Below are 14,448 nucleotides of genomic sequence, written 5' to 3' on the forward strand. Positions count from 1 at the left end.
TCAGACCCGTATTTTTTAAAATATAACAACAATATGGGTGACGGAATGGAAACGCGACGAAGATCGGTCGTGAAGGCAGTGCTGTGGAATGCGATGGGCTTGGCCGTGATGACGGTGGTGGGTCTGGTCGCGACGGGCTCGGCAGCCGTAGGCGGAACACTGGCGATTGTGAACACCGCAATCGGCCTGACGATGTATGTGATCTACGAGCGCGTGTGGGCGGGTATCTCGTGGGGCAGAAATGTCTGAGCGTCCGGGACCCGAGTGGGGCACTTTCGCCCTGATCCTCGTGTGTTATGCGGTGTGGCTCATGGTGGTTTTCACATTGCCGGTCTGGCTTGCAATTCCAGCCATGGGACTGGTCGCGGCGCTGCATTCGTCGCTGACACATGAGGCGCTGCACGGCCACCCGTTCCGCACTCGTTGGCTGAATGAGGCGCTGATGGCGCTGCCGCTGACTTTGTTCATCCCGTACAACCGGTTCCGCGACCTGCATCTGGCGCACCACCGCGATGCGACGCTGACCGACCCTTATGACGACCCCGAGTCGAACTATCTGGATCCCAAGGTCTGGAACGCTCTGACGGGGTGGCAGCGGAAACTGCTGCGGGCGAATAACACGTTGCTTGGGCGTATGGTTCTGGGGCCGGCGATCGGCCAGTATACGTTCCTGCGCGATGAGTTGCGCGGGGCCATGCGCGGGGATGGGGCCATACTGCGGGCCTGGGCGCTTCACTTGGTCGGAGTGGCCGTCGTTCTGTGGATCGTATCTCAGTCCCCGATGCCGATTTGGGCCTTTGTGCTGTCGGCTTACATCGGGTTGGGGCTGGTCAAGATTCGCACCTTTCTGGAACACCGGGCGCACGAGAATTCCAGTGCCCGCACTGTGATCGTGGAAGATCGGGGGCCTTTGGCTTTTCTGTTTTTGAACAACAACCTACACGTCGTTCATCACATGAACCCAGGTGCGCCATGGTATCGATTGCCTGCGCTGTATCGTGCGGGAAAGGATCGCTATCTGGCCAGCAATGAAGCCTACGTGTACCGCTCCTACGGGCAGGTTTTCCGCTCGTACTTCTGGCGCGCGAAAGATCCGGTGGCGCATCCGCTCTGGCCAAAGGGTTGATTTGTCGACACAAGGGGCTCCATGAGTTTGTGGATTCCCGTCACCATTGCCGCCGCTGCGTTTCAGACCGTGCGGTTCATGCTGCAAAAGTCGCTCAGCACTGTAAAGCTTTCGGCAGCGGGGGCGACCTTTGCGCGCTTTGCCTATTCCATGCCTCTGGCTGTGCTGGGACTGATCGTGGCGATGCAGGTCACAGGTTTCAGCCTGCCGCCTCTGACCGGGCGGTTCTGGTTTTTTGCAATGATCGGTGGAACGACGCAGATTCTGGCGACCATTTGCGTCGTGGCGTTGTTCAAGCAGCGCAACTTCGCGGTTGGTATCACGTTCAAAAAGACTGAGGTCATCCAAACGGCCATCGTCGGTTTTCTGGTGTTGGGCGACCAGGTGTCGGCAGGCGCCTTGTTCGCCATCGTTGTGGGTTTGATGGCGGTTTTGCTGTTGTCAAAAAATCCCGGTGGTGACGGGGTTTGGTGGACGCACCTCACCAACCGGGCATCGCGGCTTGGGTTGGGCTCAGGCGTTCTGTTTGCCTTCTCATCTGTCAGCTATCGGGGTGCTTCATTGGAACTGGGTGATATTGACGCCTGGTACCGGGCGTTGATCACGCTGGCCGTCGTGGTCACATTCCAGTTTCTCAGCATGGGGCTGTGGCTGCTGTGGCGTGATAGGGCAGAATTGCGCGCGGTCTGGCAGACGCGCAGGACCGGCGTTTTTGTTGGACTCACAAGCCTTTGCGGGTCGTTCTGCTGGTTCTTGGCGTTCACGCTGCAAAACGCGGCCTATGTCAAAGCGCTGGGGCAGGTCGAGCTGATCCTCAGCCTGTTTGCCTCGATCCTGTTTTTTCGCGAAAGCATAACCCGGCGTGAGATCGCCGGGATGGCATTGCTTGGTGTGTCGATATTGGCGCTGGTACTGGCGATTTAGCCTGCGCGGCGCTCATCAAAGCTCAGCGCGATGAAGCTGGGCAGGTGATCGCCCATGCCGACAACCGCTGGCCCGCCGTCGTCCCGGCGGCCACGACCTTTGGAGTCCTTGTCCTTTTTGCGGTCGCCGCGTTTGCTGTCGGTTTTCTTGCCTTCGGGAGATTTGGCTTTCTTCTCGGGCTTTTGTGCTTCTTCCTTGGGCTCATCCTTGATCGGGTTTTCGATCCGCGGGATGTCCTTTTGAATCAGCTTTTCGATCGCATCCAGCGCCTTTTCATCACGCTTCGAACAGATGGTGATGGCTTTGCCCTCACGCCCGGCGCGACCCGTACGGCCAATGCGGTGCACGTAGTCTTCGGCATGGCCGGGAACATCGAAGTTGAACACGTGGCTGACCGAAGGAATGTCCAGACCACGGGCAGCAACATCGGACGCGACCAGAAGACGAAGTGAGCCATCACGGAATCCGTCCAGCGTTTTCATACGCTGCGACTGATCCAGATCGCCGTGAATGGCAGCGGCGTTGTAGCCGTATTTCTTCAGCGATTTCGCACAGATATCCACATCTGTCTTACGATTGCAGAAGATGATCGCATTGGTGCATTTTTCGCCCTCGGCGTCGATCAGCGCGCGCAGAGTCTTGCGCTTGGCGCTGGCCTCACGATCACGGCGGCCGCCTTTGAACATCACCACGCCCTGTTCGATGGTCTCGGACGCGGTGGCCTGGCGGGCGACCTCGATCCGAGCGGGCGCGGACAGGAAGGTGTCGGTGATCCGCTCAATCTCGGACGCCATGGTGGCCGAGAAGAACAGGGTCTGACGGGTGAATGGCGTCAGCGAGAAGATGCGTTCGATATCTGGGATGAACCCCATGTCCAGCATCCGGTCGGCCTCATCCACCACCATGATCTGAACGCCGGTCAGTAGCAGCTTGCCGCGTTCGAAATGGTCCAGCAGACGGCCCGGAGTGGCGATCAGAACGTCCACGCCCCGGTCGATCAGTGCCTCTTGTTCCTTGAAACTGACACCGCCGATCAACAGCGCCTTAGTCAGTTTCAGGTGCTTGGTGTAGGTATCAAAGTTTTCCGCGACCTGTGCGGCCAGTTCCCGCGTTGGGCACAACACCAGCGAACGCGGCATCCGCGCACGGGCGCGGCCACGGGCCAGCAGTGTGATCATCGGCAGGGTAAAGCTGGCGGTCTTGCCAGTACCGGTCTGAGCGATCCCCAGCACATCGCGCCCTTCAAGCGCGGGGGGGATGGCGCCCTCCTGAATCGGGGTGGGCGTTTCGTATCCGGCTTCCTCAATGGCTTTGAGGACCTTCGGGTTCAGGTTCAGTTCGTTGAATTTTGTCATGTATGTCCGGTTTTTGCGGACACTAGACCTGGCCCGCGCGTCAATGGAGTGCCGGGCCCGGATGGCCATGCGCTGTCAGGCACATTTCGGCTTTGCGCGGACATAACAAAATCATGAGGCAGGGTCAAATGAAGAGCCTTTAACCTAACGTCGCCAAAGGCCGCTGCTGATTTTGCGCAACAATTCAGCAGCTTCCGGGAAAGTGTTTCGCGATCTTGGTGTCCAGATCCAGAGGCCTGTGCCGGATTAGGCCGTGTTCTTGCAGTCGCGCCCGGACCTCGGGGTCGGCTCCGCTGATCTCATCGTAGAACGCGCGCAGGCCGTCCGTGCCTTGTTCTTCCTCGATCCAGCTGAACAGTTCGTTCTTGTTCAATCCCCCCAACTCGCGTGGGACGTTGGGCGACATGCCGGCCTGGTACGATCCGCGGTCCATGCGGAACCGGTAATGTGCCATCCAGTGTTCCCAGTCTGGGGCATGCCGGTGGCACAGCTCCAACCCCGACAGTTCGAACTTGCAGGTCAGGGGTTCTTTGTTCTGAAACAGGTTGTGGATGCGAAAGTTCAGCTTTTCCATGCCTGTGCGGGCAATCAGCTTACCCTGGGTATGGCTGAGGAACCCTCCCAGAACGAATTCGCCATAGTTGGGATAGAGCGACTGCACCAACGCCGAGCGGTCGGGTCCGCTCGGGATATAAGCCTTATACAAATCCTCGCCGCCTGCCATTTCCTCCATCGGGCGGACGCGGACGGCAGGGATTTCGTTGGGGACGGCATTCAACTGTTCCCGGATCGGTTTTTCGGACCACAAGAACTCATCCACATCGAGATGCGCCAGCCAGTCCAGATCGGTGTTGCGATAGGCGAATGTCGCGTGCAGCGTCTGGCGGACCTGATGGCGTTCCGGCCGGTCCCGCTTGCGGTTCTTCCAAAAGGCATCATCGCAGATTCGCACCCGGATTTTCGGGTGATTCCTGAGGGTGCGGTGCGCCGCGTGATTGGGCTCGTCCATATAGATATACAGATAGTCCGCACCCAGACCGAGGTGATGCGCCGCAAATCCAAGTATGTCGCGGGTCGAGCCGCGAACCATCGACACGATACCCCAGGTCGTCATTGTCGCGCCGCCCGGCGCGCTTCACGCGCCTCACGCATTTTGGCCAGGCGTCGGAACACGGTGCCGGGATCGCGGTTCAAAGCGGTGAACAGATGGTCGGCAAGTGGGGCGATCGTCTGGTCGGTTTTCGCCTGCGCCCATACGGGCGTCAGGATGTTGATGTCCAGCCCTCCGGCTTCGAACGAGAAACTGTTCATCTCCATCGGCAGTTCAGCATCCGCCTTGCGCCGCAGCGGATAGGGCACGTCGGGCGGGCGACCAGAGAAAAGACGTTCAAACTCATAAAGCTTCATGATGCCGAACAGCATGCGCATCGCGCTCCCGACTTCGCGTTGCGCCTGTGTGGCGCCGTGGTCGGCAAATGTCTGAATGGAAGACACCTGCCAACGCAGATCAAGCTGTTGCAACAGGTGTTCCGAATGCTCGGCCCACAACCGGCAAAACAGGGCAGGGGCGTGACTGGGCCACGCCCGTTTTCGCAGGTTCGAGATCAGCTGTGCATTCAGAAAGGCCAGTTCCGATTTGCCGACGAATTCCCGCGCGATTTGCTGGCGTTTGCGGGTCCAGGATGTGTCCGCTTTGCCGGGATCCGGCCGTGTCGCGCTTTCGGGCACGATCTGATGCGTCAGCGGGACCAAATCGGCATCTGCCGCGGGAAAATCTACGTCCGACCATTCGAAAGGCGCACGTCGCCTTTCGAACCTGTCTTGGAGGGCGGGCAGACCACCCGAATACGTCAGATCATCATCCATTCGGACTTTCGGCCCGCACCATTACACCATCATCTCTTTCGTGGCGGTCAGGTTCAGCTCTGGGTAGTCGCGCACAACGCGGTCGATGTCCCACTGCAGACGCGTCAAATAAACGATGTCGCCGTCATGGTCATAAGCGATGTGCTGCTTGTTGGCGTTGACGAATTTCTCGACCTCGGCCTTGTCGCCACTGACCCAGCGGGCTGAGGTAAACTGAGACGCCTCGAAGCGTACGGGCAGGCCGTACTCCATCTCAATCCGGCTGGCGAGCACTTCGAACTGCAGCGCGCCGACAACGCCGACGATAAAGCCCGATCCGATAGAGGGTTTGAACACTTTGGCGGCACCTTCCTCGGCAAACTGCATCAGGGCTTTTTCCAGATGCTTGGCCTTCATTGGATCACCCGCGCGAACGCCTTGCAGCAGTTCCGGCGCGAACGACGGAATGCCCGTCACACGCAGCGCTTCGCCCTCGGTCAACGTGTCGCCAATGCGCAGCTGGCCGTGGTTGGGGATGCCGATGATGTCGCCGGCCCAGGCCTCTTCGGCCAGTTCGCGGTCGGAGGCGAGGAACAGAACGGGGTTCGAAATCGCCATCGGCTTCTTCGACCGCACATGGGTCAGCTTCATACCACGCTTGAAATGGCCCGAGGCCATGCGAACAAAAGCCACCCGGTCGCGGTGCTTGGGGTCCATATTGGCCTGCACCTTGAAGACAAAGCCTGCGACCTTTTTCTCGTCAGGCGCGATCTGACGCGGCTGGGCGGATTGGGTCTGTGGCTGCGGGCCATAAGCACCGATGCCCTCCATCAGTTCCTTCACGCCGAACGAGTTGATGGCCGAACCGAACCAGATCGGGGTCATGTGACCTTCCAACACGGCCTGCGGGTCAAGGGCAGGCAGCAATTCGCGTGCCATTTCGACCTCTTCCAGCAGCTTGTCCAGCAGGTGCTCGGGCACGTGTTCCGCCAGTTTCGGGTCGTCCAATCCGTTGATCTGAATGCTTTCGGCGACCTTGTTACGGTCGGCGCGGTCCATCAACTCCAACCGGTCGCGCAGCATGTCGTAGCAGCCGATGAAGTCGCGGCCCACACCAATCGGCCACGCCGCAGGTGTTACGTCAATGGCAAGCATTTCCTGAATTTCGTCGATGATCTCGAACGTATCGCGGCTTTCTCGGTCCATCTTGTTACAGAAGGTCAGGATCGGCAGATCGCGCAGGCGGCAGACCTCGAACAGTTTCTGCGTCTGGCTTTCCACACCTTTTGCACCGTCGATGACCATTACGGCAGCATCCACGGCGGTCAGTGTGCGATAAGTGTCTTCCGAGAAATCGCTGTGGCCGGGCGTGTCCACCAGATTGAACCGGAAGTTGTCGTAGTCAAACGACATCGCCGATGCGGAAACCGAGATACCGCGATCCTTCTCCATCTGCATGAAGTCCGAGCGTGTCCGCCGTGCCTCACCCTTCGCGCGCACCTGACCGGCCATCTGAATCGCGCCCCCGTACAACAGGAACTTTTCAGTCAGCGTCGTCTTGCCCGCATCCGGGTGCGAGATGATGGCGAATGTCCGGCGTCGGGCGATCTCGGGCGGCAACACGGGTTGGTTCGAGGCGGTATCAAGCATGAACGCGCGTATATGCGGGGAATCCTGCCGAGGCAAGACAAAGGGACTGGTTCGAATCGCTGGGCTGTGGCAATGAGAACATATGGTGAACAAATGATGGAGAGGTGATATGAATTTAAAAGAAATTGCAAACGAACTGGTCGCCGGTTGCCGCGAAGGCCGCGCCAAAGCGAATTTGGACAAACTCTATGCTGACGATGCTGTTTCTGTCGAAGCGGCGGATGCAATGGGCATGGGCCGCGAGGCGAAGGGCCGCGAAGCCATACATGGCAAGCATGACTGGTGGGAAGGCGCGCATGACGTGACCGACGCGTCGGTCAGCGATCCCTTCATGCATGGCGAAGACCGCTTTGCGGTGATCTTCGAAGTCAAGGGAACCGTGAAAGAAAGTGGTGACAGCTTTGATATGCGCGAAGTGGCAATTTATCATGTCGCTGACGGTAAGATCGTGCGCGAAGAGTTCTTTTACTGATCCCAGAACGGTTACTGGTCTTCCCTGAAAGGCTGGTGCTACATGTGCGGCAAAGACAGGGAGGATCGGATGGATCTGGGAATCAAAGGAAAACGCGCGCTGGTTTGTGCCAGCAGCAAGGGCTTGGGCCTGGGCTGTGCCGAGGCTTTGGCCGCTGCGGGTGTCGATCTGGTGATGAATGCGCGTGGGGCCGAGGCTTTGGAGGCGTCGGCCGACAGTATCCGCGCGGCGCATGGTGTTCAGGTCCAGACCATTGCCTGCGATGTGACCTCGGCTGAGGGGCAGGCGCAGGTGATCGAAGCGGCGCAGGGCGTTGATATTCTTGTGACAAACGCGGGCGGGCCACCTCCGGGGCTGTGGTCGGACTGGGATCGCGACGATTTCATCAAGGCGTTGGATTCCAATATGCTGACCCCGATTGCGTTCATGAAGGCGTTGCTGCCGGGCATGATGGACAAGGGCTGGGGCCGGGTGGTCAACATCACGTCGCAATCCGTGCGCGCGCCTATCCCGGCTTTGGGCCTGTCCAACGCGGCGCGCACAGGGTTGACCGGATACGTGGCCGGAACCGCGCGTCAGGTCGCCCCTAACGGCGTGACGATCAACAACCTGTTGCCGGGAATCCATGCCACCGACCGGGCAAATTCGCTGGACGGCGGAGTTGCGGCGCAAAAAGGGATCTCGATCGACGAGGCCCGGGCGCAACGCGAGGCGACGATCCCTGCGCGCCGATACGGAACACGGCAAGAGTTCGGGGCAGCCTGCGCCTTCCTGTGTTCGCAGCACGCCGGGTTCATTGTCGGGCAAAACATCCTGCTGGACGGCGGCGCGACCAACCTGACGATTTGACGATGGCACAGAACTTTTCGCTCAAGGATCAATTGTTTAACGCAGAAAAGACCCGCTATCTGGCGGGCCTTTTTGCCGGTGCTGACGCATCCTTTGACGCCGATGCATTTCAAACGCAGGTCATGTCGCGCCTGCTGGACCTTGAGCTGAAAGAGCGGATGGCCTGGATCGCCGAGTGCCTGCAACAGGCCGTGCCCGGTGATCTGCCCGAGGTCGCACCGACGCTGCTGCGCGCTTTGCCGCCGCCGTTAGACCCAACCAAGACAGATGACGACTTTGGTGATTTCATCTTTGCGCCTTTGGGTGACTGGGTCGTGTCCGTTGGGTTGGATCACCCGGATCAGGCGCTGGATGTTCTGGAGCAGATTACTCAGAGGTTTTCAATGGAATGGGCCATTCGCCCGTTCCTGAATGAATACCCCGAACAGGTTCTCGCGCGGATGGAGGCGTGGTGCGCTCATGACAGTTACCATGTTCGCCGATTGGTCAGCGAAGGCACCCGCCCGCGTTTGCCGTGGGGGCAGGCGGTGGGGTTGGAGCTGAGTGATCCGCTGCCACTGCTGGACCGGTTGCATGCTGATGGTACGCGGTACGTCACGCGGTCAGTCGCGAACCATTTGAACGATATTACCAAGAAAGACCCCGAACTTGTATTGGACCGATTGCAGGTCTGGGCCGAAGATGCGCAACAAGACCGCGCCGAGCTGGAGTGGATGACCGCACACACCTTGCGCGGGCTTGTGAAGTCTGGTCATCCGCGCGCGATGAAGATGCTAGGTTTTGACCCGGACGCGGATATCCGCGCGGATATCACGATCACCGGCGAAGCACGGATCGGCGGAGCGTTGGAGTTCGATGTGGCGCTGAGCGGAGCGGGTCGTCAGCCCGTTCTGGTCGATTATATCGTTCATTTTCAGCGCCCTGGTGGAAAAACCTCAGCCAAGGTTCACAAGCTGAAGCAGGCCGCGCTGAAGGAAGGCGCTCTGACGCTGAGCAAAAGACATAAGCTCAAGGGCGACGCGACCACGTTCAAACTTGTCCCCGGCGCGCATCGGCTTGAGATACAGGTGAACGGTCAGGTCCGCACGGGTGTGGACTTCGAACTGCTGGCTTAGTGCCCAAATATCCTCACGCTTTCGTCAGATCGCGAACGCCCGGATTGCACCGCGCCCGGCGCTGCATTAGCTGCAAAGCAGCGATCAGACAGAAGGGTAGCCGCAATGAAGCATGAGGCAGTGCAGAATTACTATGGCGAGGTCCTGCAGGGCAGCGCGGATTTGCAGACCAACGCGTGCTGCACGCCGGATGAGATGCCGGATCACCTCAAAAAAACCCTGTCGAAAATCCACGACGATGTGCTGACGCGCTACTATGGCTGCGGCCTGATCGCGCCGCTGGACCTTGAAGGGATGAGTATTCTAGACCTTGGCTGTGGTGCCGGACGCGATGTGTACGCCTTGTCCGACATGGTGGGCGAAAAAGGCCGCGTCGTGGGCGTGGACATGACGCCCGAGCAATTGGACGTCGCGCGCGCGCATCAGGACTATCACGCGCAGGCGTTTGGGCATGCCGCGTCGAATGTGGAATTCCACCACGGCTATATCGAAAAGTTGGATGAACTGGATCTTGAGCCGGGGTCTTTCGACATCATCGTATCGAACTGTGTCATCAACCTGGCCACGGACAAGGACGCCGTCCTGCGTGGCGCGCATCGGTTGTTGAAAGACGGGGGCGAGATGTATTTCTCAGACGTCTATGCAGACCGCCGCGTGCCGCAGGAAATGGCTGAAGATGAGGTTCTGTACGGTGAGTGCCTGTCGGGTGCGCTGTACTGGAACGACTTCCTGTCGATGTCGCGCAAGGCCGGTTTCGGTGATCCGCGCCGTGTTACGCACCGCCCGCTGACCATCGAGAACCCGGTTCTGGAAGAGCGCGTCGCGCCCCTGAACTTCCTGTCCGCAACATACCGTTTGTTCAAGCTGCCCGAGCTGGAGCCCGCGTGCGAGGATTATGGTCAGGCCGTGATCTACAAGGGAACCATCCCGAACGCGCCGCATCTGTTCGAACTGGACGACCACCACGCGATTGAGGCGGGCAAAGTGTTTCCCGTCTGCGGCAACACATGGATGATGCTGAAAGACACGCGGTTTGCACGGCATTTTGAATTCATTGGTGATTTCTCGACCCACTACGGAATCTTCGAAGGCTGTGGCGGCGAAAGCCCGTTTGAGGCCACCGGCGAGGCCGCATCGGGCGGCTGCTGCTGATCTCTTGCGCCTGAGGGGCGGGGTTGTTATCCCCGCCTAAGCCCGATGGAATTGATCGGGAAAGGCAACGGGGCCCATCGGTGACAGAAAACGCAACTCCTCCTCGGCTGGAAATCCGAAATCTGATCGCCCGGTACGAGGGGCGGGTCGTGGTGGACAATGTTTCGCTGACGGTGCAGGCGGGGCAGGTGACCTGTCTGTTGGGGCCGTCAGGCTGCGGCAAGTCGACAACTCTGCGCATGATCGCCGGGGTCGAGATGCAGGAATCCGGTGAAATCTATGTCGATGGCAAGCTGATCTGCGACACGGTGTTCCGGGTGCCGCCCGAGCGGCGTGAAATTGGGCTGATGTTTCAGGACTTTGCACTGTTCCCGCATCTGAGTGTGTCAGATAACGTGGCCTTTGGCCTGAAGGGGCACAAGGATGAAAAGCGTGCCCGCGTTGAAGAGTTGCTGACCAAGGTCGATCTGATGCGCTTTATCGACGACTACCCGCATCATCTGTCTGGTGGCGAACAGCAACGGGTGGCTTTGGCGCGCGCGTTGGCCCCGCGTCCACGGATCATGCTGATGGACGAGCCTTTCTCGGGCCTCGACAACCGCTTGCGCGACGGTATCCGGGATGAGACGCTGGCCATCCTCAAAGAGGAAGACGCGGCCGTCGTTCTGGTCACGCATGAGCCCGAAGAGGCGATGCGTATGGCCGATGAGATCGCCCTGATGCGCCGCGGAAAGATCGTTCAGCAAGGCGCGCCCTACAACGTTTACACCCGTCCGGCGGATAAAGCCGCTGTTGCTTTCTTTAGTGATGTCAATGTATTGCCCGCCAAAGTGAATGGAGCTTTGGCGGAAACGCCCTTTGGGCAGTTTCTGGCGCCGGGCGTGCCCGACAACACCGATGTCGAGATCGTCTTCCGACCTCAACATGTGCGTCTGGATTTCGACCGAAATGGCAAGGGGCCGTTGCCAACACCAACCGATGGCGTTGCCGCGCGGGGCGTGGTCGAACGGGCTCGGTTTCTGGGCAATGAAAGCCTTGTCGAGTTTCGGATGGACTATGACGGCTCGATCCTGAAGGCCACTGTTCCAAATGTCTTTGTCCCTAGTCCGGGGCGGGTGATGTGGCTGACGATCCGCCGCGACAAGTGTTTCGTATTCCCGGTTTAGGCTCTGGTGTGACAGTTTAGCGCCAAGTGGTGCCCGAAAGCCTCAGATTGCGGGTGCGCTTTGCTTGCCGCCACGCGGGGGCATGATTATCAAGGTCAAAACGCTGGGATGGATGGGGCGATGCGTATTCTTCTGACCAATGATGACGGGATCAATGCTCCGGGGCTGATCGCGCTTGAGGCAATTGCCGCCGATCTGGCGGGCCCGGATGGCGAGATCTGGGTCGTGGCCCCGGCCTTCGAGCAATCCGGGGTTGGTCACTGCATCAGCTATACCCACCCGATGATGGTCGCCAAGCTGGGCGAGCGTCGCTACGCCGCCGAGGGGTCTCCGGCTGATTGTGTGCTGGCAGGTTTGCACGACGTCATGAAAGACACCCCGCCTGATCTGGTTTTGTCGGGTGTGAACCGGGGCAATAACTCGGCGGAAAACACGCTTTATTCCGGTACGATCGGGGGCGCGATGGAAGCTGCCTTGCAAGGCGTTCCGGCCATTGCGCTGTCGCAATACTTTGGCCCGCGCAATCTGGGGCTGGACGACCCGTTCGAAACCGCAACGCGGTTCGGGGCCGACCTTGTGCGCCGCATTCTGGATGCGACACCGGCCGAGCAGGGCGATTACCGGTTGTTCTACAACGTGAATTTCCCACCCGTGCCAGCGGATGAGGTCAAGGGCACCCGCATTGCGGCGCAAGGCTATCGCCGCGATACGCGGTTTTCGGTCGAGCCGCACAGCTCGCCATCGGGGCGTCGGTTCCTGTGGATCAAGGGCGGTTATCAGCACAATCCCACCGCGCCCGGTACGGACGCGGCGGTCAATCTGGATGGCTACATTTCGGTCACGCCGATGCGTGCGGATCTGACGGCGCATGATATGCTGGATCAACTGAAGACAATCGAATGACCGGACCCGATCCAGAAACCACCATGCAGTTCCTCTTTGCCCTGCGCTCACGCGGGGTGACGGATGCGCGCGTTCTGGCCGCGATGGAGCAGGTCGACCGTGGCCGTTTCGTCAAAGGACTGTTTGCCGAGCGCGCCTATGAAGACACGCCGCTGCCAATTGCCTGCGGGCAGACGATCAGCCAGCCCTCGGTTGTGGGTCTGATGACGCAGGCACTGGACGTGCGGCCTCGGGATACAGTGCTGGAGGTTGGTACAGGCTCGGGCTATCAGGCCGCGATCCTGTCAAAGCTTGCGCGCCGGGTTTACACCGTGGAACGCCATAAGCGGCTGGTGCGTGAAACGTCCGATCTGTTTCGCGAGTTGGGGCTGACCAACGTGACTGCGATGTTGACGGATGGGTCCTTTGGGCTGCAGGAACAAGCGCCCTTTGATCGTATCATTGTGACCGCCGCTGCCGAGGACCCGCCCGGGCCGCTCTTGGCGCAGCTCAAAATCGGCGGTATCATGGTTTTGCCGGTGGGACAGTCGGATGCGGTTCAGACCCTGATCCGGGTCAGGCGTACCGAGACCGGTCTGGACTATGACGAATTGTTGCCCGTCCGTTTTGTACCTCTGCTGGAGGGGCTAGGCAAAGACGAGGCGTGAAGGAATATTTGCGATAAGCGCTGGAACCCCGGACAACAGGGGCAGGCGGTGAGGACAGTAAAATGAGAGCAGTTTCCAAATCAGCAATCGCGGCAGGTGTGGCCTCTTTGGCCGTGCTCGCGGGATGCGAAGGCCCCATTGACTATGACCTGCGCGGAAACGTCGGCGGGTTTTCCACTGCGGATGCGGCGCAGGCGGCCACCGCCAACCGGCCCGCACCCGATGCGCGTGGCGTGATCACTTATCCGAATTACCAGGTGGTCGTTGCCCGTCGCGGCGATACGGTCAGCGATGTGGCCGCACGTGTCGGCCTGCCAGCTGAAGAAGTCGCGCGGTTCAATGGGTTGCAGGCCGCAGATCAACTGCGCGATGGCGAAGTTGTTGCTTTGCCCCGAACAGTCAGCGCTGCCAGTTCGGTCGATATTGCATCCATTGCAGGGGCTGCGATTGAAGAGGCCCCGGCGGATGGCACAGTGCGTACGGCGATCTTGGAACCGGCGCAAACGGCTGCGACACCCGCTCCGGCACCCGCGCCGGTGGCGTCCGGGCCAGAGCCCATTCGTCACAAGGTAAAGCGGGGCGAAACCGCTTATACGATCGCACGCCTCTATGATGTGCCGGTTGATGCGCTGGCCGAGTGGAACGGGTTGGGGTCTGACTTCACCGTGCGTGAAGGCCAGTTCCTGCTGATCCCGGTCAAGAACCAGCCCGCACCGCGACAAGCTGCGGCGGCGACGGTTCCCGCGACCACGATCACGCAGCCAGGGCAGGGATCCCCCACGCCGACGCCCCCAAGTGCGACGCAACCTTTGCCGGACGAGGTGATCGCACCGGCCGAACCTGCGCCGGATGTGACCGCCGAAGCTCCGACAAACCAAAGTAATTCCGCTCTAGGCATGCCGGTCACCGGAACGATCATTCGGACCTATGAAAAAGGCAAAAACGAAGGGATCGATATTGCGTCGTCTCCGGGCACCCGGGTGAACGCGGCCGCTGCGGGCACAGTCGCGGCCATTACGGCGGATGCGGATCAGGTGCCGATCATTGTGGTCAAACACAACAGCGACCTGCTGACCGTTTACGCGAACGTTGAAAATATCACCGTAAAAAAGGGTGACCGCGTCAAACGCGGCCAAAAACTTGCCTCCTTGCGCGGTGGAGATAATGCCTATGTCCACTTTGAGGTGCGCAAAGGGTTCGAATCCGTCGATCCTGAACCCTACTTGCGGTGAGAGGAGTGGCCC

Annotated in this window: 15 protein-coding genes; 11 read left to right on the forward strand and 4 right to left on the reverse strand. The window is 59.8% G+C overall.

The features are described 5' to 3' along the window. The first annotated feature begins 45 nt into the window (after positions 1 to 45). The 3 genes from J7416_RS03335 to J7416_RS03345 are packed head-to-tail and all read left to right on the forward strand — an operon-like array spanning position 46 to position 2,050. The gene (locus tag J7416_RS03335; protein ID WP_209223035.1) at positions 46 to 249 is read left to right on the forward strand and encodes a DUF2061 domain-containing protein; all 204 of its coding nucleotides are present in this window, start codon (positions 46 to 48) and stop codon (positions 247 to 249) included. Then, the gene (locus tag J7416_RS03340; RefSeq protein WP_209223037.1) at positions 242 to 1,126 is read left to right on the forward strand and encodes a fatty acid desaturase; all 885 of its coding nucleotides are present in this window, start codon (positions 242 to 244) and stop codon (positions 1,124 to 1,126) included. The genes J7416_RS03335 and J7416_RS03340 overlap by 8 nt, the downstream gene beginning before the upstream one ends. 21 nt (positions 1,127 to 1,147) lie before the next feature. Next, a complete protein-coding gene (locus J7416_RS03345) occupies positions 1,148 to 2,050 on the forward strand; it encodes a DMT family transporter (protein ID WP_209223039.1) in 903 nt (300 codons plus the stop codon). Here the strand turns inward: J7416_RS03345 and J7416_RS03350 are convergent. The 4 genes from J7416_RS03350 to J7416_RS03365 all read right to left on the reverse strand — a co-directional run bounded on the left by J7416_RS03350 (position 2,047) and on the right by J7416_RS03365 (position 6,900). After that, entirely contained in the window at positions 2,047 to 3,405 is a 1,359-nt protein-coding gene (locus J7416_RS03350; RefSeq protein ID WP_209223041.1) for a DEAD/DEAH box helicase, read from the reverse strand. The genes J7416_RS03345 and J7416_RS03350 overlap by 4 nt on opposite strands. Before the next feature lie 184 nt (positions 3,406 to 3,589). Continuing rightward, a complete protein-coding gene (locus J7416_RS03355) occupies positions 3,590 to 4,519 on the reverse strand; it encodes a glycosyltransferase family 2 protein (RefSeq protein ID WP_247744090.1) in 930 nt (309 codons plus the stop codon). Further along, positions 4,516 to 5,271: a hypothetical protein gene (locus tag J7416_RS03360; protein WP_209223043.1), complete on the reverse strand. Its 756-nt coding sequence runs from the start codon at positions 5,269 to 5,271 to the stop codon at positions 4,516 to 4,518. The genes J7416_RS03355 and J7416_RS03360 overlap by 4 nt, the downstream gene beginning before the upstream one ends. 21 nt (positions 5,272 to 5,292) lie before the next feature. Continuing rightward, on the reverse strand, positions 5,293 to 6,900 hold the full coding sequence (locus J7416_RS03365) for a peptide chain release factor 3 (RefSeq protein ID WP_209223045.1): 1,608 nt from the start codon (positions 6,898 to 6,900) through the stop codon (positions 5,293 to 5,295). Positions 6,901 to 7,009: 109 nt separating this feature from the next. Here J7416_RS03365 and J7416_RS03370 point away from each other — a divergent pair, with 109 nt between their 5' ends. The 8 genes from J7416_RS03370 (at position 7,010) to J7416_RS03405 (ending at position 14,436) form a co-directional block, all read left to right on the forward strand. Then, on the forward strand, positions 7,010 to 7,372 hold the full coding sequence (locus tag J7416_RS03370) for a nuclear transport factor 2 family protein (RefSeq protein ID WP_209223047.1): 363 nt from the start codon (positions 7,010 to 7,012) through the stop codon (positions 7,370 to 7,372). Between the two features lie 69 nt (positions 7,373 to 7,441). After that, entirely contained in the window at positions 7,442 to 8,221 is a 780-nt protein-coding gene (locus J7416_RS03375) for an SDR family oxidoreductase (RefSeq protein ID WP_209223049.1), read from the forward strand. A gap of 2 nt (positions 8,222 to 8,223) precedes the next feature. Beyond that, positions 8,224 to 9,336 carry a hypothetical protein gene (locus J7416_RS03380; protein ID WP_209223051.1) on the forward strand — a complete coding sequence of 371 codons (1,113 nt, stop codon included), beginning with the start codon at positions 8,224 to 8,226 and terminating at the stop codon, positions 9,334 to 9,336. A gap of 105 nt (positions 9,337 to 9,441) precedes the next feature. Continuing rightward, on the forward strand, positions 9,442 to 10,488 hold the full coding sequence (locus tag J7416_RS03385; protein WP_209223053.1) for a methyltransferase domain-containing protein: 1,047 nt from the start codon (positions 9,442 to 9,444) through the stop codon (positions 10,486 to 10,488). A gap of 80 nt (positions 10,489 to 10,568) precedes the next feature. Beyond that, on the forward strand, positions 10,569 to 11,654 hold the full coding sequence (locus J7416_RS03390) for an ABC transporter ATP-binding protein (protein ID WP_209223054.1): 1,086 nt from the start codon (positions 10,569 to 10,571) through the stop codon (positions 11,652 to 11,654). Positions 11,655 to 11,774: 120 nt separating this feature from the next. Then, entirely contained in the window at positions 11,775 to 12,557 is a 783-nt protein-coding gene (surE, locus tag J7416_RS03395) for a 5'/3'-nucleotidase SurE (protein WP_209223056.1), read from the forward strand. Then, entirely contained in the window at positions 12,554 to 13,204 is a 651-nt protein-coding gene (locus tag J7416_RS03400) for a protein-L-isoaspartate(D-aspartate) O-methyltransferase (protein WP_209223058.1), read from the forward strand. Before surE ends, J7416_RS03400 begins: the two co-directional genes overlap by 4 nt. Before the next feature lie 62 nt (positions 13,205 to 13,266). Then, a complete protein-coding gene (locus J7416_RS03405) occupies positions 13,267 to 14,436 on the forward strand; it encodes a LysM peptidoglycan-binding domain-containing M23 family metallopeptidase (protein WP_209223061.1) in 1,170 nt (389 codons plus the stop codon). Positions 14,437 to 14,448 lie beyond the last annotated feature (12 nt).

It is taken from the genome of Ruegeria sp. R14_0 (assembly GCF_017743975.1).
Classification (GTDB): domain Bacteria; phylum Pseudomonadota; class Alphaproteobacteria; order Rhodobacterales; family Rhodobacteraceae; genus Ruegeria.

Bases quoted from the DNA above. Each gene is read 5' to 3' on its own strand.
- J7416_RS03335 (WP_209223035.1), top strand. From the start codon at position 46: ATGGAAACGCGACGAAGATCGGTCGTGAAGGCAGTGCTGTGGAATGCG.
- J7416_RS03340 (WP_209223037.1), top strand. From the start codon at position 242: ATGTCTGAGCGTCCGGGACCCGAGTGGGGCACTTTCGCCCTGATCCTC.
- J7416_RS03345 (WP_209223039.1), top strand. From the start codon at position 1,148: ATGAGTTTGTGGATTCCCGTCACCATTGCCGCCGCTGCGTTTCAGACC.
- J7416_RS03350 (WP_209223041.1), bottom strand. From the start codon at position 3,405: ATGACAAAATTCAACGAACTGAACCTGAACCCGAAGGTCCTCAAAGCC.
- J7416_RS03355 (WP_247744090.1), bottom strand. From the start codon at position 4,519: ATGACGACCTGGGGTATCGTGTCGATGGTTCGCGGCTCGACCCGCGAC.
- J7416_RS03360 (WP_209223043.1), bottom strand. From the start codon at position 5,271: ATGGATGATGATCTGACGTATTCGGGTGGTCTGCCCGCCCTCCAAGAC.
- J7416_RS03365 (WP_209223045.1), bottom strand. From the start codon at position 6,900: ATGCTTGATACCGCCTCGAACCAACCCGTGTTGCCGCCCGAGATCGCC.
- J7416_RS03370 (WP_209223047.1), top strand. From the start codon at position 7,010: ATGAATTTAAAAGAAATTGCAAACGAACTGGTCGCCGGTTGCCGCGAA.
- J7416_RS03375 (WP_209223049.1), top strand. From the start codon at position 7,442: ATGGATCTGGGAATCAAAGGAAAACGCGCGCTGGTTTGTGCCAGCAGC.
- J7416_RS03380 (WP_209223051.1), top strand. From the start codon at position 8,224: ATGGCACAGAACTTTTCGCTCAAGGATCAATTGTTTAACGCAGAAAAG.
- J7416_RS03385 (WP_209223053.1), top strand. From the start codon at position 9,442: ATGAAGCATGAGGCAGTGCAGAATTACTATGGCGAGGTCCTGCAGGGC.
- surE (WP_209223056.1), top strand. From the start codon at position 11,775: ATGCGTATTCTTCTGACCAATGATGACGGGATCAATGCTCCGGGGCTG.
- J7416_RS03400 (WP_209223058.1), top strand. From the start codon at position 12,554: ATGACCGGACCCGATCCAGAAACCACCATGCAGTTCCTCTTTGCCCTG.
- J7416_RS03405 (WP_209223061.1), top strand. From the start codon at position 13,267: ATGAGAGCAGTTTCCAAATCAGCAATCGCGGCAGGTGTGGCCTCTTTG.